Here is a 26,491-nt window from a genome sequence, read left to right as displayed (position 1 = left end):
AGCATTATTCAAAGAATCTCTTATAAAGACCTAAGAAACCTGCAGCATGACGAGCTTCGTCTTTGGCCATCTCGTGAATAGTATCATGAAGAGTATCATTGCCTTCTTTCTTAGCCAACTTAGCCATTTCGAACTTTTCAGCACAAGCACCCTTCTCTGCTTGAATACGAGCAAATAAATTCTCCTTGGTAGAACCTAAGACCTCACCCAAAAGTTCAGCATAACGAGCTGCATGTTCTGCCTCTTCGTAAGCATAGTGCTCATATGTACGAGCTACTTCTGGATAACCCTCACGATCAGCTTGGCGAGCCATAGCCAAATACATACCTACTTCGCTGCACTCGCCTGCAAAAGTATCCTTACAATGCTGGATGAGTTCCTGAGAAACACCTTCCTTATAAGCTGCACCAAGATAATGTACAGTAGCGAGTTCAAGATCAGGAGTTGTATTTTCCATCTCTTTAAACTTGTCAGAACTAGCTTTACAAACTGGACATGCTTCAGGAGCTTCTTCACCTTCATAAATGTAACCACAAACGGTACAGATAAATTTTTTCTTCATAATTGTTTAGTTGTATAATAATGTTTAATGGATAATAAAGACTATTTGGTAGCCTATAATTATTTTCCTATTTTAATTCATACGTGTTTTTTTGCTGCACAATCAGCACAAATTCCTTTATAATAAAGGTGCTGCTCTTCTACTATATTACCTAGAATAACTCGTGGCTTTGATGGTACTGGAGCATCTTCGTCAAAAAAGTCAATAACCTTACCACACTGTTTGCAAAAGAAATGTACGTGAGAACGAGTATCACCATCATAGCAAACACGATGATCGTCTATGGTAAGCATCTGTGCTGCATTATGATCTGCAAGAAGTCGTAACGTGTTGTACACTGTAGTCTTACTAAGTGTTGGAATGTCGTCACAAAGTCCTTGATAAACATCATCTACAGTAGGATGAGTATGATGTGTAAGCAAATACTCCATAATGGCAATTCTTTGAACCGAAGGACGTACTCCTCTATCTGTTAAGCGTTTGAGTGCTTCTTCTCTATCTGTCATATATTTCTAATAACCTTTATTATTGCAAATATAATATTTAATTTATTATAATCCAAACAATTTTGTAATTATTACAACATTATATTTAAAAAAATTACATTTAGCAATAATAATTAAATAAATAGAACATCAAGTACGACTTCCAATAGCTAGGTTCAACAAAAAAAGCCGATATTCAGAAATACGAATATCGGCTTTTAACTATTTAGTAATCTTTACTGAAGAATACTTAATCAATTTTATTTTTTTGCTCTTAGCAATAACTGGTTTCTTCCAGGTACCATCGAGAATAAGAACTTCGCTTTTCTCTTTTTGTCCATCAGGTACTGCATCAATAGCTTGCTGCAAATCCATATAGTTACCTCTACCCTCTGCAGACACAACATATTTATAATGATGAATATGTTTCTGCAATTGAGGCACTAGTTTACCCAATTCATCAACAATAGCTCCTGCTACAATACGAGCACCTTCTATATTATAATGTGTATTATCTTTTTTACCTTTTGGCACTTGTGCATTCTCACCAGGTAAGTACCACATATGCAATTTTCGGCTTCCTATCACACCCAACCTTTGCTCTATATCGTGGGTAATCTTAGTAGCATTTATAAATGGAACTTTCATCTTCCTTGCTACATTTTTTGGAGCAACAACGTAAGCACCATGAGTATCAATCAATGTGTCGCTGGTAATACGCTCCTGACCATCATAAGTGGTATTGCGAAGTTTTTCATCATCGTCGTTCTTAGGTGCATTTGTCCAAAAACATCTACGAACCACAGCATTGAGCAATACCGGATAAGCACCTTTGGCACGTGTCTCATTAACGAAACGTTCCATATTGTAATCGAAGGTAGTGCCAGGATCTGTGTGTCGGGTTTCGCCAGACTTTTCATCATTATGACCAAACTGAATAAGTACATAATCACCAGGCTTCATATTGTCTAGCACTTTCTGCCATCGACCCTCATTGATAAAACTCTTAGAAGAGCGACCATTACGAGCATGATTTTCTACACGAATATCTTCATCAAAAAAACCTTGTAGCACCATGCCCCAACCACGTTCTGGATCTGTTTTATATTTGTCTTTTTCAGCTGCTGTACTATCTCCAATAACAAAGATAGTAGTCTGGTGCTTACCTGAGGTAAGCGCCAGAGCTATCAGCAACATACTAAGTAGCTGCGTAATTTTTTTCATTGTAGATTTGTAGGTTTATTAATTCATCAGGGGCAAAATTATGCCTCCTTGGCAATTTTGGTGCCATTAGAAACGATAGCAATCAGCTCTTCGGTAGAAACCAATTTCTGACCACCCATCTCCATATCCTTAACAGTTACCTTGCCTGCTTCGATTTCGCTATCCCCCGTAAATACAGCATAAGCTATATGCTTAGCATTTGCATAATTCATCTGCTTCTTCATTTTAGCTGCATCTGGGAAGATTTCTGCACGTATACCTGCCTCACGACATGCCTTAAGTACTGGTAAAGAATATGCTGTCTCTTTATCGCCAAAATTTATAAAAATAACTTGTGTAGCATTGATAGAATCCTTAGGATAAAGATCAAGTGCATCTAGTACATCATAGATACGGTCAGCACCGAAGCTGATACCAACTCCACTAAGACCTGGCATACCGAAAATTCCAGTAAGGTTATCATAACGACCACCACCAGTGATACTACCCATAGGAGTATCAAGTGCCTTAACTTCGAAGATAGCTCCAGTATAATAATTCAAACCACGAGCCAAAGTTAAATCGAGTTGCATCTCATTCTTAAGACCCATAGTCTTAAGGGTATCCAATATAAACTTCACCTCTTCTACTCCTTTAAGACCCGTTTCTGAATCTGAAAGAACTGTCTTGATAGTAGCAAGCTTCTCATCATTGCTACCACTTAGGCTAAGGATAGGCTGCAACTTAGCAATAGCATCGTCACTCAGACCGTCTTCCTTAAGTTCAAGGTTAACATTGTCAAGTCCAATCTTGTCGAGTTTATCAATAGCAACAGTAATATCAACCATTTTCTCTGGTGCACCGATAACTTCAGCGATACCAGCAAGAATCTTACGGTTATTAATCTTAATCTGAACACGAATACCAAAGCGAGTAAATACGGTATCGACGATTTGCATGAGCTCAACTTCATTGAGAAGAGAGTCTGATCCTACAATATCAGCATCGCACTGATAGAATTCACGATAACGACCCTTCTGAGGACGGTCTGCACGCCATACTGGCTGAATCTGATAGCGCTTGAAAGGCATCTGAAGTTCATCACGATGCATCACCACGTAGCGGGCAAAAGGCACGGTAAGGTCATAGCGCAAACCTTTTTCACAGAGCTTAGACTGAAGTTTGAGTACATTTCGCTCAGCAAGTTCCTCATCTGATATTTTTTTGAGATAATCACCTGAATTAAGTACCTTAAACAACAATTTATCACCTTCGTCACCATACTTACCCATCAAAGTTGATAGATTCTCCATACTAGGAGTCTCAATCTGTTGGAAACCATACAGCGCGTACACTTCTTTTATCGTATTAAATATATAATTGCGCTTGGCCATTTCTACTGGGCCAAAGTCGCGTGTTCCCTTAGGAATACCTGGTTTTTGAGCCATCTTATTCTTTATTTTTATTAGACACGTTAGGCATGAAACACACTGTTAAGGTGTATTTCATGCCCACGTATTATGATTACAATAACGTATTACTTTCTTACGATGGTTTGATCACGGTCTGGGCCGATAGAAACCACCTTAATAGGAGTTTCGAGGAACTCCTCGAGGAACTGTATGTAAGCCTTGAATTCAGCAGGGAATTGATCCTCACTAGTCATCTTAGTCATATCTGTGTTCCAACCCTTAAATTCTTTGTAGATTGGCTCTACCCCGTCGATTTCATATGGCAACTCCTGTGTTTCTTCACCATTAGGGAGTTTGTAACCTACACAAGCTTTAATTACAGGGAATGTATCAAGCACATCACTCTTCATAAGGATAAGCTGAGTGACACCATTAATCATGCATGAATAACGAAGCTGAATCAAGTCGCACCAGCCACAACGACGCTCACGACCTGTAACTGCACCATATTCATGACCGAGATCACGTATCTTCTTGCCAACTTCATCAAACAATTCTGTTGGGAAAGGACCAGCACCTACACGTGTACAATAGGCTTTCATAATACCATATACATTGCCTATCTTGTTAGGACCAATACCTAAACCAGTACATGCACCTGCACATACGGTATTAGAAGAGGTAACAAACGGATAGCTACCAAAATCTACATCTAGCATAGTACCCTGAGCACCCTCACAGAGAATATCTTTGCCACTGCGAAGGATGTTATTGATTTCGTGCTCGCTATCTACAAACTTAAAGCTCTTCATATATTCAACACCCTCCATCCAAACTTTTTCAGTTTCTTCGAGCGTAGAAAAATCTGTCCAACCAAGTTCTGCTAGACGCTTCATGTGGCGTTCCTTATGCTGAGCATACTTTTGCTCAAAGTTTTCGAGGATATCACCTACACGAAGACCATTACGGCTAATCTTATCTGTATAAGTAGGCCCGATACCTTTACCTGTGGTACCTACCTTATTCTTACCCTTAGCAGCTTCAATAGCCTTATCGAGCAGACGATGTGTAGGCATTATGAGATGAGCTTTCTTAGAGATATGCAATCGACTCTTAAGATCGTGACCACTTTTCTCTAAATCCTTAGCCTCTCCCATGAAAAGGTCTGGAGCTAAAACAACACCGTTACCGATGATGTTAACCTTACCACCTTGAAAGATACCAGAAGGAATAGAACGAAGTACATACTTCTGACCTTCAAACTCTAACGTGTGACCAGCATTAGGACCACCCTGGAAACGAGCCACAACATCATACTTAGGTGTCAAAACGTCGACAACCTTACCTTTGCCTTCATCGCCCCACTGCAAACCGAGAAGGACATCTACTTTACCTGTGTTCATTTTTATTTGGTTTCTTAGATTTTTCTTCTTCATCCACTAATATACGTTTGGAAAATTTCGCTTGACAATGGACACATACCCCATATATATATAAGGTAAAGCCATTTTTACGAAATCCTTTTAATTCTGCATCATGGACCGCCTGTGTTATCTGTGGTACATAAATCTCTGTAACCTTACCACACACTGTACACACTTGATGCACATGGTCATCTCGATCATCACACACTTCATACTTGGTGCCATCGAGCAGATTATGACGAGTAAGAATACGGAGTTCAACAAAGAGGCGCATAGTATTATAAAGGGTAGCTCTACTAACTCGAAAATTACGTTTTTCGAGAAGGCTTCCTAAATCTTCTAGAGAGAAGTGCCCTTTAAGACTATAACAAGCTTCTAAGATGTTATAGCGCTCAGGTGTCTTCCGATGACCTCGGGCTACCAAATAATTATCAAGGATTTCCCTTGCTTTATTTACTAAATTCTCTTTCATCTTGCATATACATAACACAAAACGCCTCCAAAGTTACTAAATTTTCGCCACATATAACAAAAGAATGTAAGGAAATCGACAGAAATGATAATTTTTTGTTGCTTTTAGCAAATAACTTTAATTACTGTCGTACAATATTGAGACATTTCAAAAGATCTCAATCAGATCCTTAAGTGCAGACTTTGCCATACGCTTGTATACTTCGCCTAATTGTGCAAACCGCTGAACACAGTTGGCTGCTGCATGCTTCACATTAAGCTGATTGCTCTGAAGGGCTACACCAACCTGATCGAGAAATTCATTGATACCACGCTCGTTTGGTTGTTGCCCATTCATAAAGAGTCGAGACAAAATATGATAAGCTGCGATTTGGTAATATGGGCGATTTTCGGCCATCCACTGATAAGCAATAACTGGTGCATAATTAACATATTGCAGCAGATTAAATACCAATTGCTCTACAAGTTCTTGATTATCTACACTCTCCATCCAGATATCAGTGATTTCCGGCAACATTTTATCAACAGGCATGATCATTGTTGCTAATAATTTGCATTCTCGCACATGGTCTTTCCAAAGTTCGATAGCAAGATCATAATCCTTGCCATACTCTGTCGACATACGTTTTAGTTCCATCAATGGAACGCCCCAGTTAATCTTATAATCGATTCCCTTATCACGCATAGATTGTGAAACAGGTCCGTTCATCAATAATCGGAAAGATGAACGGATCTCTTTAAGTTTATCTTGAGTTTCTTGTGATACCATATTTTTTATTTATAGTATAAACATATAACTAGCATTATAATGTGCCATATTCCTTACTATATCGAAGATTCTGTTCGGCAAAGCTCTCACTGTAATCAAGCACAATATCAGTAAGCTGACGATGCACATCATATACAGGAGTCATCTTCGGATTAATAAATCCTTTATACGGCGCAATATTCAGCTTAGCATACCGATCAAGCACTTCTTTATGAAGCACTGGATCTACCTTTACGGCGTATTTCTCTACAAGTTCTCGAGCCGCATCGAAATCGCCTTCGCTCTTGATACGCTGAACCTCAGCTAGGAGTTTACCGAAAAGTACACGTAACTGTTTATAATCGTTAATCTTCACGTAGGTTTTATGATCACGATGAACAATCTCTACACAGCCATTGCCTTGTTCAAGTACCCAATAAGCGATAAGCGCACGATTACGCATATGAGCTTCCTCTATATTCAATCCCGGTTTGATGCGCACTAGCTGAGTTATCAAACCATTCATAAGATAGGTATAATACTGACTCTTATAAGCTTCATCGTTTGGTGTAAGCCCAAGCTCTACCAATTTATGATCTGCGATATAATAGAGGCCAAAGAGATCTGCTCTTGCCTCTTCCATCGTGTTACCATAGGCCTTGAGAGCATCAGGATCTGTACCAGGAAGTAGTCTACCACTACCATGACCAAGACACTCATGTAGGTCGGTATGCAAATCATCGCAAACATCACCATACTTTTCTATTAATTCTCGAGTAGACTCATCGATTACAAACTCTTGGGTAAAACCATTGCCATGAGCAGCCTTAGTATAAGCTTCGGTAAGATTACCAATAGTAACACTCTTGCTTCCATATGTACTACGAATCCAGTTAGCGTTAGGCAGATTGATACCGATAGCTGATGCTGGATACTCGTCACCACCAAGCATTGCAGCACAAATAACCTGTGCTGAGACACCCTTTACCTCAGGCTTACGGAAACGAGGATCTACGGGCGAATGATCTTCAAACCACTGGGCATTGTTTGCTATCGTACGTGTTCGAGCCGTTGCCACTTCGTCTACATATTCTACAATGCCTTCCCACGTACCTTTCAGACCAAGCGGATCGCCATATACTTCTATAAAACCATTAATGGTATCAACTACCCCTTCTTGCTGAGCTACCCAAGCTATCGAATAATCATCAAAGTCGTGAAGATCGCCAGTATTATAATAAGTAATTAGCTTCTGAAGAACTGTCTTCTGTTGCTCATTCTCTGTATATTTAAGTGCTTTGTTCAACCAAAACACAATCTGCTTAATAGCAGAACCATACATACCATCAACCTTCCATACTTGTTCAATTAGTTGATTATTTTGTTTCACCAATTTTGAGTTAAGTCCCCATGAAGGCTGTTCATCCTGAGGAAGTTTTTTCTGAGCATAAAACTCTTCTACTTCCTTCTGATTTACCCCCTCATAAAAATTACATGCTGAGGTAAGGATCAAATCTTCACCATCTGTTTGGTTCACACGCTTTGGTAAAACAGTAGGATCAAACATAACAGGCACAAGCTCATCTATAAGTTGCTGCTTAGTTTGTCCCTTACGCAAGGGTAATACACTATCATCTAATCGGACCACCTGCTCGCGAAAGAAATCTTCTGAAAATTCAGGCAAAAATTTCTCGCAACCATAATGATGATAGATTCCAGAAGAAAACCATACTCTTTTAAGATAGACCTCTAGACTGCTAAAATCATTTTGATTGCGAGATGTTTGATCTGCATTTACGTAGATTGCTTCGATCACTTTACGAATTGTCAGATTATATTTTCCTTGTTGATCGAAAGTAATATCACGTCCAAACACAGCCGCCTTACTTAGGCAGAAAATAAGAGATTTCTGTTGAAGCGAGAGATTTTCAAAACCATTCAGACGATATCGAAGCATTTGCAAATCTGCGAACTTTTCTTCTGAAAAATTGAAATCTTCTTTCATCAAATTCATTATTATCAATTCTATTATACCACTTGTCTCAAAGAGAGAAAATAGCAAAAAACTAAAAAGGTACTGTAAAGTAAAGCTAAAACAGAACCCCACATAGCCCAAAACAGCAGGACTCGTCCTGCCATATTATGGGAAATAATCTCTTCGAGACTGTGATAAGTTCATAGATACCATCAAGATATCCCTACACCATATACTAACAATTACTTGTCATCTTCAGGAGTCCAGCCTTTTGGCTTACGACCACGTTTTTTAGGAGTCTTTTCAGGCTGCATATGCTTCAGCTTGTATTCTCGCGGTGTAATACCAGTAAACTTATAGAAAGATGCATAGAAACTCTGACGATTAGAGAAACCAACCATATCAGAAATATCTTCCATGTTATAATCTTTATAACGACGATCTACAAGAATAGCCATTGCGTCCTCTATACGATACTTATTAACAAATGAAGTATAGTTCGTGTGAAATTTTACACTAACTACTGCCGAAATATAACGAGTATTAGTGTGTAAATCCTCAGCCAGTTTCTTTGCAGAATAGTCTTTGTCTTTATACTTCTTGTTAATTAAAATAATCTCTAGGATTTTCTCCTTCAAGTCATCCATTAATCGAGGGCTTACGAGCGTACGATAAGCAGCCTCCTTCTCTTTTTTCTCTGTAATATTATACTTTGACATAATAGAATGTAAGTTTATTATTTTAATAATTATTATCCTATTTATTGCAAAGATAATATCTTTTTTTTAAACTGCAAGCAAAAATCATTTTTTTTACATTATTTTGAGCAAATAAATTAAATTGAAGTGTATTTTATATTGTACATCATGTTGTAAAGACTTTATACATAAATAGAATCATTATTTCTTGTACAAATGCAAAGAATATAGATACTTACGCAAAAACTATAAGTAATTTCGTGTTATATAATATTTGATGTTTATTGGTAACGTACACACTCATTTCGTCAAGTAAATTATAGGATGTAGAACATACACGTAATTCAACCAAAAATTGACAAAATTGCACTTATTTATCAACATAAAACAACAAAAATAGCAACATTTCACATTCATAACCAAATTTCAATACATCTTACATTTAAATAAAGAAGTAAAATGTATACTTAAAAACTTGGCACACCTTTTGCTTTTATACTAAAAAATAGTAAATTTGCATTTAATTAAAAAGAAAGGATATAATAATTATGACTAGTCAGTTTTCACCAAGAGTTTCTCAGGTGCTTGCCTTCTCAAGAGAAGAAGCAACCCGTCTGGCCAGTCGCTCAGTAGGCCCAGAGCACTTGTTATTAGGCTTGTTGAGGGAAAAAGAGGGTATCATATTGGAACTGATAACCCGATTTGATGTTAATGTAAACTCTGTTAAAACAGAACTCGAGAACCGAGTGAGCGAGAATGAACTTCAAGAGCCACTGATTACCACAGAACTGGTACTCAACGATAAAGCTAATAATATCTTGAAACTCGCTGTGCTCGAAGCTCGCATACAACACACACAGACGGTAGACATACAACACTTATTCCTTGCAATTCTACATGACCAAACACAGAATGGTGCAAAGGAAGTACTTGAATTTAACAATATGAATTATGAAGATACGCTGAATTACCTGCAGAAACGCACCAATTCAGCTCCTATAAAAGATGGACTACAACTGCCTGACGAAGAGGAAGAAGATGACGAGGAATTCGCTAATTCAAACTCTAACGGCGGTGCATCGAGTAAAAGAAGCACTATACAAGCTGCTCCGCATTCAAACGGAAAAACTCCTGTTCTCGACAACTTCTCTACAGACCTAACCAAGGCTGCAACAGACAATAAGCTAGACCCTGTTGTGGGACGTGAGAAAGAGGTTCAGCGTGTTATAGAGATTTTAGGACGTAGAAAGAAGAATAATCCTATATTAATAGGTGAGCCTGGTGTAGGCAAAAGCGCTATTGTTGAAGGGTTGGCCCAAATGATAGTAAAGCATAACACTTCTCCTATCCTATTTAACAAAAGACTTGTTAGTCTTGACATGACTGCCATTGTGGCGGGAACAAAGTATAGAGGGCAGTTTGAAGAGCGTATTCGCGCACTAATCAAAGAGCTTGAGCAGAATCCAGATATTATTATTTTCATCGATGAGATTCACACTATTATTGGTGCAGGAAGTACTCCTGGTACAATGGATGCTGCCAATATACTGAAACCCGCTTTAGCACGTGGAACCATACAGTGTATCGGTGCTACCACTATAGACGAATATCGTAAGAGTATTGAGAAAGATGGTGCGTTGGAACGCAGATTCCAAAAGGTTATTGTAGAGCCTACATCAAAAGAAGATACATTGCAAATTCTACAAAATATTAAGGGACGTTATGAAGATCATCATCACGTTACATACACAGATGATGCCCTTGAAGCTTGCGTCAGATTGACAGACAGATATGTCACAGACCGTTTCTTCCCTGACAAAGCTATCGATGTTCTCGATGAAGCAGGCTCACGTATACATTTACAACATGCTACTATTCCACAAGAAATAACTGATAAAGAAAAAGAAATAGAAGTAGTTAAAGGTAAAAAACGACTAGCCGTATCTAACCAGAACTTCGAATTAGCTGCTAGTTTCCGTGATACTCAGGCTGAACTTGAACGTGAATTGGCTCGCATGCAGAATGATTGGGCAAATGGCGTGGATGTACATCGCGAAGAGATTACGATAGCCGATATTGAGGATGTAGTAAGCATGATGACAGGTGTACCGGTACAGCGTATCGCACAGTCGGAGGGTATCCGCCTGAAGAATATGAATAGCGAACTTAAGAGTCTTGTTATAGGTCAGGATGGAGCTATTGACAAGATGGTTAAGGCTATCCAAAGAAACCGTGTAGGGTTGAAAGACCCTACTCATCCAATCGGTGCTTTCATGTTCTTAGGTCCAACGGGTGTTGGTAAAACCTACCTTGCCAAAAAGTTAGCTGAAAAAATGTTTGGTAGTCAGGATGCTTTGATTCGTATCGATATGAGTGAATATACCGAGTCTTTCAACACATCAAGACTTATCGGTGCGCCTCCAGGATACGTTGGGTACGATGAAGGAGGACAACTGACAGAACAAGTTCGTCGACATCCTTACTCGATCGTACTGCTCGATGAAATAGAGAAAGCTCATGGCAACGTATTCAACATGCTTTTACAGGTTCTCGACGAAGGTAGACTTACTGACGGAAATGGCCGACTCGTAGATTTTCGCAACACAGTGATAATCATGACGTCTAATGCTGGTACACGCCAGTTAAAAGAATTTGGCAAAGGTGTTGGATTCAATGCAGGTAATGCATTGGCTATTAGTGAAAGCGAAGCCGATAAAGAATACGCTCGCTCTATCATTCAAAAGAGCCTTAGCAAACAGTTTTCGCCAGAATTTTTAAACCGCTTAGACGAAATCATCACATTCGACCAGCTCGATATGACTTCTATCAAGAAGATTATCGATCTCGAATTGAAAGGCCTCATCAATCGTATCGAAACCTTAGGATATCACATAAATGTGACTGACAAGGCTAAAGAATTTGTTGCAACTAAGGGTTACGATGTACAATTTGGTGCACGTCCACTGAAGAGAGCCATCCAAAACTATATTGAAGATGGTATATGTGAAATGATACTTAGCGATAATTTGAAACCTGGTGATAGCATTACCGTAGGGAAAAGTTCTAGCAAAGAGGAACTTACATTTAAGAAAGTAAATTAATATTTGTTCAGACAATGTTAATATAAGCATTATTCCATATGTAAAATATAACTGTCTAACCAAATAAAACATATAAAAAGCTCATGTTTTTGAAAAAAAACATGAGCTTTTATTTTGTAAATTAAAATATTAATAGTATATTTGCATTCGCAATTGCCGATATGGCTCAGTTGGTAGAGCAACGCATTCGTAATGCGTGGGTCGGGGGTTCGAGTCCCCCTATCGGCTCGCACATGTTGCGGGATTAGCACATCGGTAGTGCACGGGCTTCCCAAGCCTGGGAGGCGGGTTCGATTCCCGTATCCCGCTCTAGCTTGATAATAAAATTCTTAATTCTCTTTTTTTTCTCTATTATTTTTTTTAGAATATTAATAAAAAAATAAGTATTAATCCCTAAGGAAACATTATATTATTACATTTAGGTATAACAATAGGTATAACAAAATCACTGAAGTATATAGCATATACAAATAGTGTCATATCAAAGGATTTAAAACCCTAACTCCTCACCTACCAACACCACTATATGGCGACCTATAGGAGCTGACATACGTTGAATAGAAATAAAATTACAGATACAGCCAGGTGATTTACAATCATGACATACACCATCGATTTGACATGGAGCTTCAAGACCAAAACGAGTGGCATTAATAGGAGCAGCAGTACTGCGTGCACGCTTAATAGCCGCATCAAGATCCTGACATACCTTATTCATACCTACCACATAAACGACATGACGTGGTCCCCAAGTACAAGCCGCAACACGATTGCCATTACCATCAATATTGACAATTTGACCATCTTCGCTAATAGCATTGACACTAGCTAGATAGTAATCACAATCCATTGCCTTAAGTGCTATTGTACGCTTTTCTTCAGGTGTCGAGGCAGCATCTCGATCGGAAAAATCATAATTGCCCTGACGTATCATATCGAGAATGCCAGTATCACGAATAGACACAGAACCACCACAACTAACACTACACCCTTCTGGAATAAGCTCATGAATCTTATTCAGAAGTTCTGAAGTATTCTTGCAATAGAAGGCATCAAAATGTCTTGCCTTCAGATTTTTGATCATCTTTGCTGCAAGACGGTCATTTCTTAATTCATTAACCTCTTGAAACGTCATAGTAATACTATTTAATTATTAATATTTGCACTATTGATTACATTTTTGGCGTCACTATCGAGTTTTACGATTTCATTGAGAACGATACCCGTAATAGCCATACCAAAGATAGCTGTAATATGGCAAAGAGAACCATTAATCTGTGCCTTACTAGTACACCATTCATGCTCTACTAAACTCTGATCGCCAGGAGCATCATATACAGCAGTATCTGTCCCACGGACACCACTCAACAGTTTAGCCTTCGGACACATACATCCACTTGTACCACAAGAATGGTTTTCCCCCATATTCGACATCGGTTTCTCCTCACTATATACACAGAAGAATTTGCGGGCTGGACGAACCTTCTGTTTCTTGAATTTTTTACGTATAGCACGAGCCAAAGGATCACCTTTAACCTTCCAAAATTCAGCCTTGCGAACCTGGAATGGATCTATCCTAAGAGCTGCACCCATAGAAGAAATAAAAGTAATATGTTTGGGTAAACTTGTCGCACGAAGTATCAAATCGGCTTTCTCACTAAGAGAATCTATTGCGTCTATGATAAAATCGTAATCTTCCATATGAAAAGAATCAGCCGTTGCAGGTTCATATATTTTCTGCAGCGCTTCTATTTGTGCATTCGGATTAATCTCGAGAAGACGATTACGGAGAGCTTCCACTTTCACTTCACCAACAGTCTTAGTAGTAGCCATCAACTGACGATTACAGTTAGTAACACATACACGATCTGAGTCTACAATAGTTAGTTTACGAATACCACTTCTCACAAGACTTTCTGCACACCATGAGCCTACACCTCCTAATCCGAAGATGAGTACACGTGTTTCAGCTATCCTATCAAGATTATCCTTACCCAAAAGCAATTCTGTACGGCGCTGCGTACCACGTTCTATACCTGAAATCATATGTATATATATGTTTAATTTAACTGCAAAAATACACAGAAAAGTTCAAATATGCAAACATCTCCTATTTTGTTTCATGAAGAAATTCATCCTCAAGAATATTCTTCAATAGATACGTAGCATTCTGATTGCAAGCTACTCCATCTGATATTTTATACGTATAATTTATCTTATCACTTAACTGTATCTCAAAACAGTAATTACTGAATCTATCAGGACGTTCTTCTGACAAACGAGAAAGCTCCAAATCGTGAGTTGCCACAACTCCTGTTACAGGAAGCGAAGAAATATATTCTAGAAACAAACGAGAACCATTCAACTTATCAAGTGAATTCGTACCCTTAAGTATCTCGTCGAGGATAATAAACGTGCTACGATGTTCTTTACAATAAGCTATAAGTTGTTTTAATCTAAGTAGTTCTGCATTAAAATAACTGATACCTTGGTTCAGATTATCTGTTGTACGCATACTACTAAAAAGAGTGAAACAAGATATTTGCAGAGTTTCAGCAAACACAGGCATTCCACTAAAAGCTAAAACACAATTGATACCCAAAGCTCGAAGAAATGTACTTTTGCCCGCCATGTTAGCTCCGGTAACAATATAATAATGTCTGTCTTCCACATTGAAATCATTTCGGACTGCCTTTGCACCAAGAAACGGATGATACAGTCCCCTAGCCTGATAAACCACTTTATTAAGAGCTGACGGAGACTGTTCGACATCTACAATTTCGGCATCCCTACTGTCAGGTTCATTAAATCGAAATGTAGCCATACTTACCAGTGCATCAAAATGACTGACGGCATCTATCCAGTCCTCTATATTGGCCATATAGTTCTGTTGCCATTTTAAGTATCTGCGTACAATAAAGAAATCGCTCAAATAAAGCATATTTGACAGAAATATCCAAATAGAATTTCGTTTATCCAAATCATCAAGTATACTCTTCAACTGATTAAAAGCAGTAACAGCATCATCATTCTGCATTTGAAATTTAGCTTTGATTTCACCTATCTCTGCACTTTTCAGCTGACTTTCCATAATCAAGATGATCAAACCTATATATTTGCTCAAACTTGGCAAAATGAAATGGATTGTTTTATTCACTAACGATAGAGGACGAGACAAAACTATTAAGGTCAAACTAATAAGAAAAAAAATCCACATCAGTACCAACGTTCCCGACACGCTGCCCCATATAGTACCAGCAATAAGACCATAAGACATTCCTAAACAAAGAAAAGCTACAACTAAAGCTATAGATTGCATCGCAAAACGAGGAATACGAGTATTTTTAACCTCTTGTAATCCTCTGAATATTTCTTCAGTAACTATATGCTCACCCTTACTTCCGGCAATAAAGGCTGTGCGCAAAGGCTCTTGCTTCGCTAGTTCGGCTATCGCTTCACGCCGCTGGTCTATCGCTTTTTTAGATGGAACAGCAATATTAGATATAGTTTGAGCAAGAAAAGTACTTCCACCGGTTGTAACTGTACGATTAATACGATGATAAAGAGAATTCTTGCCAAATATATCCATATCAAAAGAAAATGGGTGATGAACATCCACAAATTCTTCACCAGCATCAAAAGCACTGAAATCACCAGACAAATACTGTAACTCATGCTCATAGACATGAACCTGATGCTGAAGCATATCCACTCTATCACTTGTAGTAACATCGTTGTTACGTATCACGATATATACAGCCATAAATACAGCAGCCAAGAAGAACGCAAATACTCCTATATCTGTCAAAGTATACGCTACAAAACATACTATTATAAGAGCAAAAGCTACCAGTTCTGCTATAATATAAGGTGTAGTGTATTTTTTTAATTGAACGATTTCAAGATGGAGTTTAGATGCACGCTCACTATAAAAAGTATGTAAGTCTTTTTTTGTCATTGTTATAATTATATAGAATTCATTATCATGAATACAAAAATACGACATTTACAGCAATACCTGTAATTTTTTCAACAAAAATATATGAAGACTATTCTTTTTATAAAAAAATATTTACCTTTGCATCATGTATGCAATAAACTCATTAAAAAAACATTATAATAACCATTATAAACAAAACTATCAAGTATGAAAAAAACTTTAATAGTAGCAGCTACATTACTAGGAGCTCTTACTGCGAATGCACAACAGCCTGTTGGCAAATTTTCGATTACACCAAAATTTGGTTTTAGTAATAATTACACTTCAAGAGATATGCCAGCATCCTTTTACTATGCCACATCCATCCCCATTAGTGAATATGAACCATATATATATAATATAGAATCTAATATAGAATCTAATATAACAGCCGGTAGTTTTACATTTTATAATAGTAAATCAAAAACAGGTATTACCTTTGGTGCTGAAGCACAATACCAATTTACTAAAGTATTTGCTCTATCTGGAGGCGTAATGTATACTCAAAAAGGAGCAACATACGATACCAAAGGTTTTTCCACCAATCTAACAGATTTGAAAGGAAACACTTATAAATATAATATTGATGAGGATATTAAACTGAAACTTGACTACTTAACCATACCGATATTAGCCAATGTATACGTTGCAAAAGGCTTAGCGCTCAAAGCTGGAATACAGCCTGAAATTGCTATTAATAAGAAAATGCAAATTCAGACAAGTATAACACCATCTGATAATCCTTTCATAACTTCAACAAACTCAGATGTAAAGAATGTTTCTACATTCGGACTTTCTATACCAATCGGCATAAGCTATGAATACCATAATTTTGTTGCTGATGCTCGTTACAACCTAGGGCTTACAAATATTGAAAAAGAAAAAGCCTCTGGTGCAAAACATCAGAATATAGCCATTACTATTGGATATAAAATTATACTTTAATAAAAGCCCCAATTGGGGCTTTTAGTTGTTATTACAAGAAATGCTTACCTCAGCACATTATCGCTATCACGACAGATGAAAGTTTTTGCTGATGATTATGAACGTTTAGTTGATTTTATTTTCATTTACAAACTTTTTTTTATTTATTTGCTTTTATCATAAATAAAAAATTAGAAATAAATAAGAACGCAGTAAATGAAAAAATACTATTATAATAGCCCATCCATTCGTTTAGCCTCAATTGTTGCAACACGAATTATTATTATCACCTTATTCATAATGAATAATTATACCACATCAGCAGGTCCCGCAATGCGTAGATTTAAAACTGTGACACAGTCAAATGGAGACACGCTCACACTTACTAAAGCTGGCGATGAACATCACCACTTTTATTTGACACGTGATAATATTCCTGTAATCAAAAAAAATGGAGCGTTTTTTTACGCTGATCGTATCGGTCCTGACATGAAAGCCAGCTCTATTATGGCGCACAACAAAGCTCAACGAACACAAGTTGAAATCGCTCATATTCAACAGATGAAACAAAATACAACAAGCCTAAAGAAAATAAGTTCTTCTACAAACAACCCTTCAAGCGAATCAAGCTCAACCTCTACTACCAATCGCAAAAAAACATTACGTAAAGCCTCATCTGTAAATTATAAAGGCAGCAAAAAAGGACTCATCATCCTTGTACAATTTACTGATCAGAAGTTTTCTATGAGCGATCCAAAAAGTACCTATGAGTCCATAGCTAACCAAGAGGGTTACGTAAGTCCTTATGGCACTACCGGCAGCGTACACGATTATTTCAAATCGCAGAGCTACGAACAATTTGACTTAACTTTTGATGTTATTGGTCCAATAACCCTTGATCATGCCTATTCTTATTATGGAGGGAACGATGATAGCGGTGATGATATTTATCCAGGGCGAATGATAATCGATGCGCTCAACCAAATTTCCTCGTCTGATCTCGATTTTTCAAAATACGATTGGAATGGAGATGGCGAAGCTGACCAAGTTTTTGTTCTCTATGCAGGACAGGGTGAAGCATCAAGTGATATTGAAGAAACGATATGGCCTCATGAATGGAGCCTACAATCAGCTTGCTACTACGACTACCTCTATACTTTAGAACAATTACAAGCAAGTGCAACATCAGTTAATTCAAATAGAAACGGGTATTCTGATCGTCCAGGAGATTTAGGTCTAACAGGTGGAAGTTCCAGCACAAACACGGTAAATGCAGACAGTCTTTATCGTGCAATTTCCTCTTACTATAGTATTAGCATCAATGGCATCACCTTCGATACCTATGCATGTAGCAACGAATCGTATGTATATAATAAAAAAACTTTTCTGATGGGAATCGGCACTATCTGCCATGAATTTTCACATTGTCTTGGCTTTCCTGACTTCTATGATACAACAGGCAGTAACTATGGTATGGGGTACTATGACGTAATGGATGCTGGCAGCTATAACGGACCAATGATGCTCGGTTGGGTACCAGCTGGTTACACAAGCTATGAACGACATACTGCGGGGTGGCTTGACTACTCTACCCTTAATGACAACACAGAAGTATCGTTATCGCCACTGAACAATCAGGCTACTGCCTATATCATTCCTAATGATGGGTATGAAAACGAATACTTACTGCTTGAAAATCGACAACAGACAGGTTGGGATACCTATATTCCAGGCAAAGGATTACTTGTACTTCATGTAGATTACGATAAGGATGCATGGGAGAACAACACGGTTAACTCTACTACTGAGACCACAACATCATCTGTAAGTTGGAAAAAACAACAAACTACCGAAGGACACCAACATCTTACTATAATCCATGCCGATAACGATGACGCTATACGGTATTATTCGAATGTCATTGACTCTAGTGAGATATATGACACTTACCCATACGTCGTCAATAACACTGTGCGTAATGACAGTTTGACAGATTACAGTTCACCGGCAGCAATTCTCTATCATACAAATACAGATGGTAGTTATCTTCTGCACAGTCCAATCTATGCTATCACGCAACAGGACAATGGTGATATTACCTTTGTCTATAATCCTTTAAATGGATATCAAGAAATAATTGAAGAAGCTACAGAAGATGAAGAGACTAATGCTATAACAACCATAAAGACATCAAACAATGTTACTGTTGTTGCTCGATACAATGCAGCAGGAATAAAAATAAATCAGCCCATTAAAGGCATAAATATTTTAAGAATGAGTAATGGTAGCATTCAAAAAGTCATTGAAAAATAAAAAACGAGAAAAAATTAACAATATTGGATGCATGAATATGAAAATGTAACTATTTATAAACTATTGGGTACTTTAGGAAAAGCATAATTTTGGTGAAAGCTATACCTTTGCAGACAAACGAATAATAAACTAATATTATGAATAAGAAAATTATTATTGTCTGCCTAGCTTGCGCCATATCATTATCGTCCATGGCTCAATATCGAACTCTAAACAATTTACACGTAGAGGGCAGAAATCTGAAAGATTCTCAAGGACATACAATTGTGCTTCATGGCGTTATGGATACGCCGAGTCCCTACTTTAATGATTATCGTTGGACCAAGTGGGTACCTGAATTAACATCGAATAATATACCTGCTTGTCTAACCTATTTTGATAAATTATTCTCCGCTATTACCGACACCAGCCAAGGAGCTTATTGTGACGCTTTCCGCCTACATATGGATCCCTGCTGGACGAATGATCCTAACAAAACGGCCACTAATGGTGGAGGTGAAAACGATATATCACGCTTTAGTGAAAGTAGGTACGAATATTATCTACAGAATCTCTATGTGCCTCTTGCTAAAAGTGCCAATGAACATGGGCTCTATGTCGTAGTTCGTCCACCTGGAGTATGTCCTACCAACATTTACGTAGATGGTGATTATCAACAATATCTTCTCTATGTTTGGGATCAATTCAGCAAGAATACATACATACAAGAACACGCTGGTGTCATCGGAATCGAACTGGCTAATGAACCTGTCAATGTACTTAATGCCGATGGAAGTAATACAGCTAATACCTTGCACGATTTCTTCCAACCTATTGTTGATAAAATCAGAGCAAATGGTTTTAAAGGTATCATCTGGGTACCGGGATCTTCATGGCAAGCTAATTATACCGGATATGCAACATATCCTATAACCGATGAACTGAAAAATATTGGCTATGCGGTACACGATTATGTAGGATGGTATGGAAGTGATGAAAACAATCCGAATGTAGATGGCGCTATCTCTCAATTTAAAAGCCAGGTACCTGTCGTAGAAACTAATCCTATTATGATAACGGAGGTAGACTGGAGTCCACAGGTTGCCAACTTCGATGAGAACGATGCTTCTACCTATCATGTCAATGAACATGGTGAAAAAATACCTAATAATCTGGGAACATGGGCTACAGGTACCACAAGCAACTGGGGCAATGCATATAAAAAACTCATGGAACACTATGGTAATATCTCCATGACACTGTCCGGTACAGGATGCTATATTGATATCGATTCATACATCAATAATAATAAGGTTATTCCTGCTTTCTCAAACAAAACTGGAGGAGACGAAGCATGTGGTGTAGCTTGTTTTAACTGGTACAAGACGTATGCCGAAGAAAACATGGAACGTATCAACTATGTGCCTACAACAGAAGATCTCGATATAGAAAGTATCACAGCTAGCTCGAACAATTTTACCATTTCAGTAGGAAGCAATGCTGTCGTAACGATCATTAGTCATGCTAAAAGCGGTAAAGAGGAAGAAATAACAGGAAAATGCACAGTAACAAGTAGTGATGAAAATGTGGCATACTACAATGGAAGTCGAATCATCGCCAAAGAACAAGGTGCATGCACGGTTACCTTCAAGTATACAGACACAAATGGTAAGACACTAACCACAACGGTAGATATTCATGTTCCGGAGTATTTCCCACTCACTAATGTAGGTTTAAACCCAAGCATCTATGGTAATGGATTTTTCGATGAAACTACAGGAAAACTTCAGACAGGCCAATATGGTTTTGGTGGATGGAAATTTGCATCAGGTCTTGACCTTTCGGCTTACGACTATCTCACTGTAGAACTTCAAGAGGCTAATACAAGTTGGGGGTTGTCGTTCCGCCTATTCGACAGTGATAATTACTGGAGTAATCCATATAGTAAGACTTTCGACGGAAAAACTTCTATTACCATAAATTTGAACCATCTTGATATAGAATACGAAGATGCCAACAAAGTAAAACATTATCGCACTGTAGATCCTTCTCATATCTATATTGCTGGTTTCTGGACAATGGGAGACTCTCCTATTTATATCAAGAGTATTACGCTTACAAAAAAAGCAACATCTGGAATCAGTCAGCTTGACAATAATGAAAAAGATGAAATTGCATCTGTGAAATACTACACAGTGGATGGCCATGAGGTTAATGATGGATACAACAAAGGCATGAAAATCAAAAAAATAACTTATAAGAACGGTAATGTTAAGATCAATAAATGCTTATAAAGCATAAGACCTAAAAACTTGTACAAAGGAATTAATTACAAATACACCCGGCCTATGATATTCTGTATGATTGGTCGGGTGTTTTGTGACAGGCTATCGAACTAGGATTTTTTTTGAATTCCATAGATATATTCCAGGCTTCTTTTTAAGAAGTTGATTCTGAGTCATTACCCCTAAATAATGTCCCTGTACATCATACACTTTGGCAGAAGAGTCAGTACTTGTTGTCATGGATACAGTATTAATACCTGTAACATAACTATTACAATTTCCTATTATTTCTGCTTGATATTGTTCTTCTATAATTTTAGAAGTCGATTTTGAATTAATAATCTTACAACCATTAATAAAATTGATATTATCACAATAAGCCACAAACATACCCTTCTCTGCTTGAACAAGAACATTATCAAAAGTAATATTACGTACATGTTCTTCGGGCAGACCATAGATATAAACCGGAAAATTACTCTTGGAACTCTTCTTGTAAGGTGTACCAACAGAGGTAACATTCTGTATAAGAATATCATGAAAATTAGGAGTAGTACTCGTTTGCAATGCAGAAGGAGCATAAGGAGGTTCAGGCTTAATACTCTTATCATACCAACACTCTATATAAATTGGATTATTCACATTTTTCATCATACAATTACGAAAAGTAATATTGTAAACATCCCCGCTTCGTCCACGTTGAGATTTCAAGCGAAAACCACTTTCTGTATTAAAAAAATTGATATTCTCCCAAAGTATATCATGCATATTAGAGGTATAGCTACCCATCGATGCACCATGACCATTTCCAAATGTACAGTTCCACACATGAACAAACCGACCATCTGAATCAACCACGACATTATCATCACCATTATCAATATCACAATTATAGATATTAACATAAGGCCCCCATACAGAAATACCATCCGTATTATGAGATGGTTGTTCGGTCTTAGTCGTCGAAGCCGGCTCACGAATGATAACATCGTGTACAGTACCATGACTGCCTTTACCATTTTGACCAATTGAAATATTCACGCCTGGAGCATTTTTCACCATCACATTACGTATAAGAAATCGAGTACCCTTAGACATACGTATTACCGCACCACGGCTTATACTCTTATTATTCTCATAAGCAATCCACCACTCTTTACCTTGGCCATCAAAAAGAGAAGTATACTTATCCTCTCCTTCTATAATTATATCTGTAGCATTTTTCTGCACATCAATAAAATTATCAAACTTTATACTACTTGAAGTTATAGCCGGGTAAATCCCATAAGGTAAAAGTTTAAGAGTAGCATGAGCAGCCAGATGCAATATCGTTTTAGATTTTAATTTCACGGGACCACACAACCACTCACCTGCGGGAATAACGACCATCCCACCAGATGCAGGCACTGCATTAAGAGCCTTTTGGATAGCAATAGTATTATCTGCCGACGATATTGTAGCACCATAATCTGTGATATAAATAGTATTATGCGGTGTTATGTCAGGAATAATCGGTAAATTCACCGTCTGCCAACCTTCTGGTGTATTCTGACTTGTTTGTTCCGCAACAACATGATTATCAGCCTCCCCCCTTATTGACAATAATGTCAACAACGATAAGAAAAATGTACGTTGAAGTAAATTTGTTTTCATTATTATTTAAAATTGATATTAATCGACGACAAAAATACTACTTATATATCGCTCAAAAATATCTTTAGAATTAGAAGTCTTTAATTTGATATTAGAATCTTCTAATCGCTTGTAAAGGCTCTACTCAGGATAAAATAGTACCTTTGCATCAGGTAAAAGATAAAAAAACATGTTATTAAAATTTTTTCTTATTTGTTGTAAGATTGGCGCCTTTACATTAGGGGGTGGATATGCGATGATTCCAATTATGGAAAAAGAATTCGTAGATAAAAAACAATGGATGAATAAACAAGAATTTTTGGATATAATGGTAGTTGCCCAGACAACTCCAGGTATTTTTTCTATCGATATGGCCAGCCATATCGGCTATAAACTAAAAGGGATATGGGGAGGTATTGTTGGTGCACTCGGTATTGCTTTGCCATCAATCATTGCAATATTACTTATTGCCATGTGCTTTCATCATATTGAAGATAATGAATATGTAGCCAAATTTTTTAAGGGAGTTCGCCCTGCTGTAGTAGCATTGATAGCTGCGCCATGTTTTACGATGGCAAAGACAGCTAAAATCAACAAGTACAACTGCTGGATTCCTGTAGTAGCTTGCCTACTCATAGCTCTATTCAATGTGTCTCCGATTTGGATAATTATGGTTGCAGGAATCTCTGGCTATCTGTATGGCCAACTCAAAAAGGACAAAGCATAATACGTATAAATTAAAATTCAACATAAATGATTTTACTAAAATTATTCATTGTATTTAGCAAAATAGGTATCTTTAACTTTGGTGGTGGATATGCCATGCTTTCCTTGATTTATGGTGAAGTAGTAATGAAAAATCATTGGCTCACCAACTCTGAATTTACAGATATTGTTGCAATCAGTCAATCTACTCCTGGACCTATCGGCATCAATGTAGCAACCTACGTTGGCTATACTGCTGTTATTAATGATGGCTATGCACAATGGGTAGGTTTTCTTGGTTCTATTATAGCCTCCTTATCAATCATGTGGCTACCATTTATTCTTATGATTGCCATTAGCCATTATCTCATAACGCATAAAAATTCTCCTATCGTTAAAAATATTTTTGCTGCTCTTCGTCCAACGATTGTTGGTCTTATTGCAGCAGCAGCCTTACTGTTGATAAATAAGGAAAACTTTGGAGCCCCACAAGAAAGTCTATTCACTTTTATTGTCAGCATTTTTATTTTTACAATCGCATTTTTTGTTACTAAGCGGTATAAGGTCAACCCGATTCTCACAATGCTCTTCTGTGGTATTATCGGTTTATTTCTTTATTAAAAATAATGTGAGTTCGGCGAATATAAGTGTCTAAAAAAACGGCGATTAGTGGAAAATTGATGTCACATTATTGTGATGCCTATAATCACTTGCAATCTTTTTCTTATAGAAAGTTGTATCTGCGTGATAATTACTGTTTTGTCCGTATTCTGTTTCAACAACATTATCCTCCTTTTCATGGTTCTGAAACATATAAAAAAGGGGTTAACCGTAGGATAATAGTATGTCATTTCATAGTTAAAACTACAAATCTAAGAGTGATTTGTACAAATCTCACTGTGATTTATAAATAATAACTATATAACAGCTATTATTTAAATAGCTTCCATCTCTTTTATGCTAAGAGTATGAACAAAAATTTATTGATTTAACAAACTTTCTATATAAACTACGATATCTTAGAAGCCTTGTTTCAACGTAAAAAGGACTATTGATACACAGCTTAATTTTGAGTATGTCAATACATCATTGACGTACTCTTATTACTTTGATCTATATAAAGTATTACACATTCATAGTTATACCCCTTAATAAGGATAAAAACAAGCAATTCAGTACATTAGAAACTTCTAATTTCATATTAAAGCCTTCTAATGAATATTTTTTCTATACCAAAATAAGGTTATTTACCTTTGCATTCGAAATTACAAATCTAATAAATAGAATAGGCAAAATGAATATTACTAAGTTTAACATTGTATTTCTTATCATGGTAGGAATTTCAAATAGTACCATGGCTCAAGGGTTATTATTAGCGAATACAAATAAAGCCATGACACTAACATTTGAAAAAGCAAAGCAGATGATGCGTGAGCACCATCTGCTTCTTCTGCAAAAAAAACTTGACATAGAAAAGGCTGAGGCTCAACTAAAACAAAGTCGACTCTATGAAAACCCTACTATTGAGGCAATGTATAATATCAATAATCCAGTAACACATCGCTACTTTGATTCTGGTTACGAGGGGGAAATTGACATTCAAATAAGTCAACCAATTGCTATTGGCGGACAACACAGCCAACAGGTTAAATCAGCTCACAACCAGCTGGAATCTACGAAATATGAATTTATCGATACAGAACGGGAATGCATAGCCCAATTGTATGCTAAGCTGATTGAGCTTTATTATACACAGAAGAAACAAGAAATCTATTCACAGGAACTTCATGCTATACAACAAGTAATCAATGCTTACCAAGAGGAAAATACCAAAGGGAACATTTCGCATTTAGAATTACAACGTATCAAAAGCATGTATCTTCAACTTCAAAAAGAAGCATACGACTTCCTTCAGCAAGAACAGACTTTAGAACGAGACATCAAACTAATGATAGGTATAACTGACGATGATGACAAAATACGACCTACACTAAACGAAGATAATATTACCGAACAACACATACAGAATATACATATAAACGAACTTCTGTCGCTGGCCAAATCGAGACCTGATTTAGTTGCCCAGGGCTACGATGTAAAGGCCAGCGAACATGAAGTGAAATACCAAAAAGCCATTGCACTGCCTATTATCGCTCTACAAGGAGAATATGACAAGAATGGAAGCATAGGCCATAACACATATCTTGTGGGCTTATCAGTAACAGTACCTATTTTCAACCACAATCAAGGTAATATCAAGAAAGCAAAATCTGCACTCCAACAAGCAGTAATAAGTAAGCAGATGAAAAATCAACAAATTGAAGCAGATGTGACTACATATTATAATCTACTTTGCACCCAGACACAACAAGTACAAGAATTAAAACAACTCCATAATACTCCTATGAAACAGCAGATAGATCAAGTAAAAGAACAATATTTAAAAAGAAATATTTCTCTTCTTGAATTTATCGACTTATATACTTCTTTCAAAGATACCTATTTAGCTGAACAAGATATTAAAAATCAACTGATTCAAACTGTCAACGAATTGAATACAACAGTGGGTACAGATATCATTAAATTAAAATAAAA

General features: G+C 37.1%; 20 protein-coding genes and 2 tRNA genes. 9 read left to right on the top strand and 13 right to left on the bottom strand.

The features are described 5' to 3' along the window. Window positions 1-4: 4 nt before the first annotated feature. From L6469_RS03220 to L6469_RS03180, 9 genes are all read right to left on the bottom strand, one after another. A complete protein-coding gene (locus L6469_RS03220; protein WP_006281395.1) occupies window positions 5-562 on the bottom strand; it encodes an NADH peroxidase in 558 nt (185 codons plus the stop codon). Between the two features lie 77 nt (window positions 563-639). Further along, the gene (locus L6469_RS03215; protein ID WP_006281396.1) at window positions 640-1,068 is read right to left on the bottom strand and encodes a Fur family transcriptional regulator; all 429 of its coding nucleotides are present in this window, start codon (window positions 1,066-1,068) and stop codon (window positions 640-642) included. A 201-nt stretch (window positions 1,069-1,269) separates the two neighbouring features. Beyond that, window positions 1,270-2,271, bottom strand: a complete 1,002-nt coding sequence (locus L6469_RS03210; RefSeq protein ID WP_006281397.1) for a rhamnogalacturonan acetylesterase — start codon at window positions 2,269-2,271, stop codon at window positions 1,270-1,272. Window positions 2,272-2,309: 38 nt separating this feature from the next. Further along, window positions 2,310-3,698: a histidine--tRNA ligase gene (gene hisS / locus L6469_RS03205; RefSeq protein WP_074549252.1), complete on the bottom strand. Its 1,389-nt coding sequence runs from the start codon at window positions 3,696-3,698 to the stop codon at window positions 2,310-2,312. An 89-nt stretch (window positions 3,699-3,787) separates the two neighbouring features. Further along, entirely contained in the window at window positions 3,788-5,065 is a 1,278-nt protein-coding gene (locus L6469_RS03200) for an adenylosuccinate synthase (RefSeq protein ID WP_006283261.1), read from the bottom strand. Next, entirely contained in the window at window positions 5,052-5,558 is a 507-nt protein-coding gene (locus L6469_RS03195; protein ID WP_006283260.1) for a Fur family transcriptional regulator, read from the bottom strand. Before L6469_RS03195 ends, L6469_RS03200 begins: the two co-directional genes overlap by 14 nt. A gap of 147 nt (window positions 5,559-5,705) precedes the next feature. Then, window positions 5,706-6,326 carry a DNA alkylation repair protein gene (locus tag L6469_RS03190; RefSeq protein WP_027453512.1) on the bottom strand — a complete coding sequence of 207 codons (621 nt, stop codon included), beginning with the start codon at window positions 6,324-6,326 and terminating at the stop codon, window positions 5,706-5,708. A 34-nt stretch (window positions 6,327-6,360) separates the two neighbouring features. After that, window positions 6,361-8,319, bottom strand: a complete 1,959-nt coding sequence (locus tag L6469_RS03185) for a dipeptidyl-peptidase 3 family protein (RefSeq protein WP_006282828.1) — start codon at window positions 8,317-8,319, stop codon at window positions 6,361-6,363. A gap of 203 nt (window positions 8,320-8,522) precedes the next feature. Next, entirely contained in the window at window positions 8,523-8,999 is a 477-nt protein-coding gene (locus tag L6469_RS03180) for a helix-turn-helix domain-containing protein (RefSeq protein WP_006282829.1), read from the bottom strand. 527 nt (window positions 9,000-9,526) lie between these two features. Here L6469_RS03180 and L6469_RS03175 point away from each other — a divergent pair. The 3 genes from L6469_RS03175 to L6469_RS03165 all read left to right on the top strand — a co-directional run bounded on the left by L6469_RS03175 (window position 9,527) and on the right by L6469_RS03165 (window position 12,388). After that, entirely contained in the window at window positions 9,527-12,079 is a 2,553-nt protein-coding gene (locus L6469_RS03175) for an ATP-dependent Clp protease ATP-binding subunit (protein ID WP_006282831.1), read from the top strand. 155 nt (window positions 12,080-12,234) lie between these two features. Continuing rightward, window positions 12,235-12,307 (top strand) — tRNA-Thr (locus L6469_RS03170). Window positions 12,308-12,317: 10 nt separating this feature from the next. Beyond that, window positions 12,318-12,388: transfer RNA gene (locus L6469_RS03165), tRNA-Gly, on the top strand. A gap of 181 nt (window positions 12,389-12,569) precedes the next feature. Here L6469_RS03165 and L6469_RS03160 read toward each other — a convergent pair. The 3 genes from L6469_RS03160 to L6469_RS03150 all read right to left on the bottom strand — a co-directional run bounded on the left by L6469_RS03160 (window position 12,570) and on the right by L6469_RS03150 (window position 16,037). Then, window positions 12,570-13,214, bottom strand: a complete 645-nt coding sequence (locus L6469_RS03160) for a lactate utilization protein (RefSeq protein ID WP_006282832.1) — start codon at window positions 13,212-13,214, stop codon at window positions 12,570-12,572. A gap of 11 nt (window positions 13,215-13,225) precedes the next feature. Then, on the bottom strand, window positions 13,226-14,125 hold the full coding sequence (locus L6469_RS03155; RefSeq protein WP_006282833.1) for a ThiF family adenylyltransferase: 900 nt from the start codon (window positions 14,123-14,125) through the stop codon (window positions 13,226-13,228). Between the two features lie 64 nt (window positions 14,126-14,189). Further along, window positions 14,190-16,037: a MutS-related protein gene (locus L6469_RS03150; protein ID WP_039870744.1), complete on the bottom strand. Its 1,848-nt coding sequence runs from the start codon at window positions 16,035-16,037 to the stop codon at window positions 14,190-14,192. A 189-nt stretch (window positions 16,038-16,226) separates the two neighbouring features. Between L6469_RS03150 and L6469_RS03145 the strand changes: the two genes are divergently transcribed. From L6469_RS03145 to L6469_RS03135, 3 genes are all read left to right on the top strand, one after another. Next, window positions 16,227-17,003 (top strand): porin family protein, encoded by a 777-nt coding sequence (locus L6469_RS03145; protein ID WP_006282835.1) that lies wholly within the window; start codon window positions 16,227-16,229, stop codon window positions 17,001-17,003. 195 nt (window positions 17,004-17,198) lie between these two features. Further along, window positions 17,199-19,295, top strand: a complete 2,097-nt coding sequence (locus L6469_RS03140; RefSeq protein WP_006282836.1) for a M6 family metalloprotease domain-containing protein — start codon at window positions 17,199-17,201, stop codon at window positions 19,293-19,295. A gap of 137 nt (window positions 19,296-19,432) precedes the next feature. After that, complete coding sequence (locus L6469_RS03135) at window positions 19,433-21,568, top strand: cellulase family glycosylhydrolase (RefSeq protein WP_083382190.1); 2,136 nt, start codon at window positions 19,433-19,435, stop codon at window positions 21,566-21,568. Between the two features lie 93 nt (window positions 21,569-21,661). Here the strand turns inward: L6469_RS03135 and L6469_RS03130 are convergent, their stop codons facing one another. Continuing rightward, entirely contained in the window at window positions 21,662-23,212 is a 1,551-nt protein-coding gene (locus L6469_RS03130) for a glycoside hydrolase family 28 protein (RefSeq protein WP_006282838.1), read from the bottom strand. A 169-nt stretch (window positions 23,213-23,381) separates the two neighbouring features. Here L6469_RS03130 and L6469_RS03125 point away from each other — a divergent pair, with 169 nt between their 5' ends. From L6469_RS03125 to L6469_RS03115, 3 genes are all read left to right on the top strand, one after another. Then, window positions 23,382-23,918 (top strand): chromate transporter, encoded by a 537-nt coding sequence (locus L6469_RS03125; RefSeq protein WP_006282839.1) that lies wholly within the window; start codon window positions 23,382-23,384, stop codon window positions 23,916-23,918. Window positions 23,919-23,944: 26 nt separating this feature from the next. After that, window positions 23,945-24,517 (top strand): chromate transporter, encoded by a 573-nt coding sequence (locus L6469_RS03120; RefSeq protein ID WP_006282840.1) that lies wholly within the window; start codon window positions 23,945-23,947, stop codon window positions 24,515-24,517. Window positions 24,518-25,190: 673 nt separating this feature from the next. Beyond that, a complete protein-coding gene (locus tag L6469_RS03115; RefSeq protein ID WP_143067153.1) occupies window positions 25,191-26,489 on the top strand; it encodes a TolC family protein in 1,299 nt (432 codons plus the stop codon). The last annotated feature ends 2 nt before the right edge of the window (window positions 26,490-26,491 follow it).

The organism is Segatella baroniae B14, from assembly GCF_022024235.1.
GTDB lineage: Bacteria > Bacteroidota > Bacteroidia > Bacteroidales > Bacteroidaceae > Prevotella > Prevotella bryantii.
Note: the sequence above shows the minus strand (reverse complement) of the source record. Positions and strands in the feature narration are given on the sequence as shown.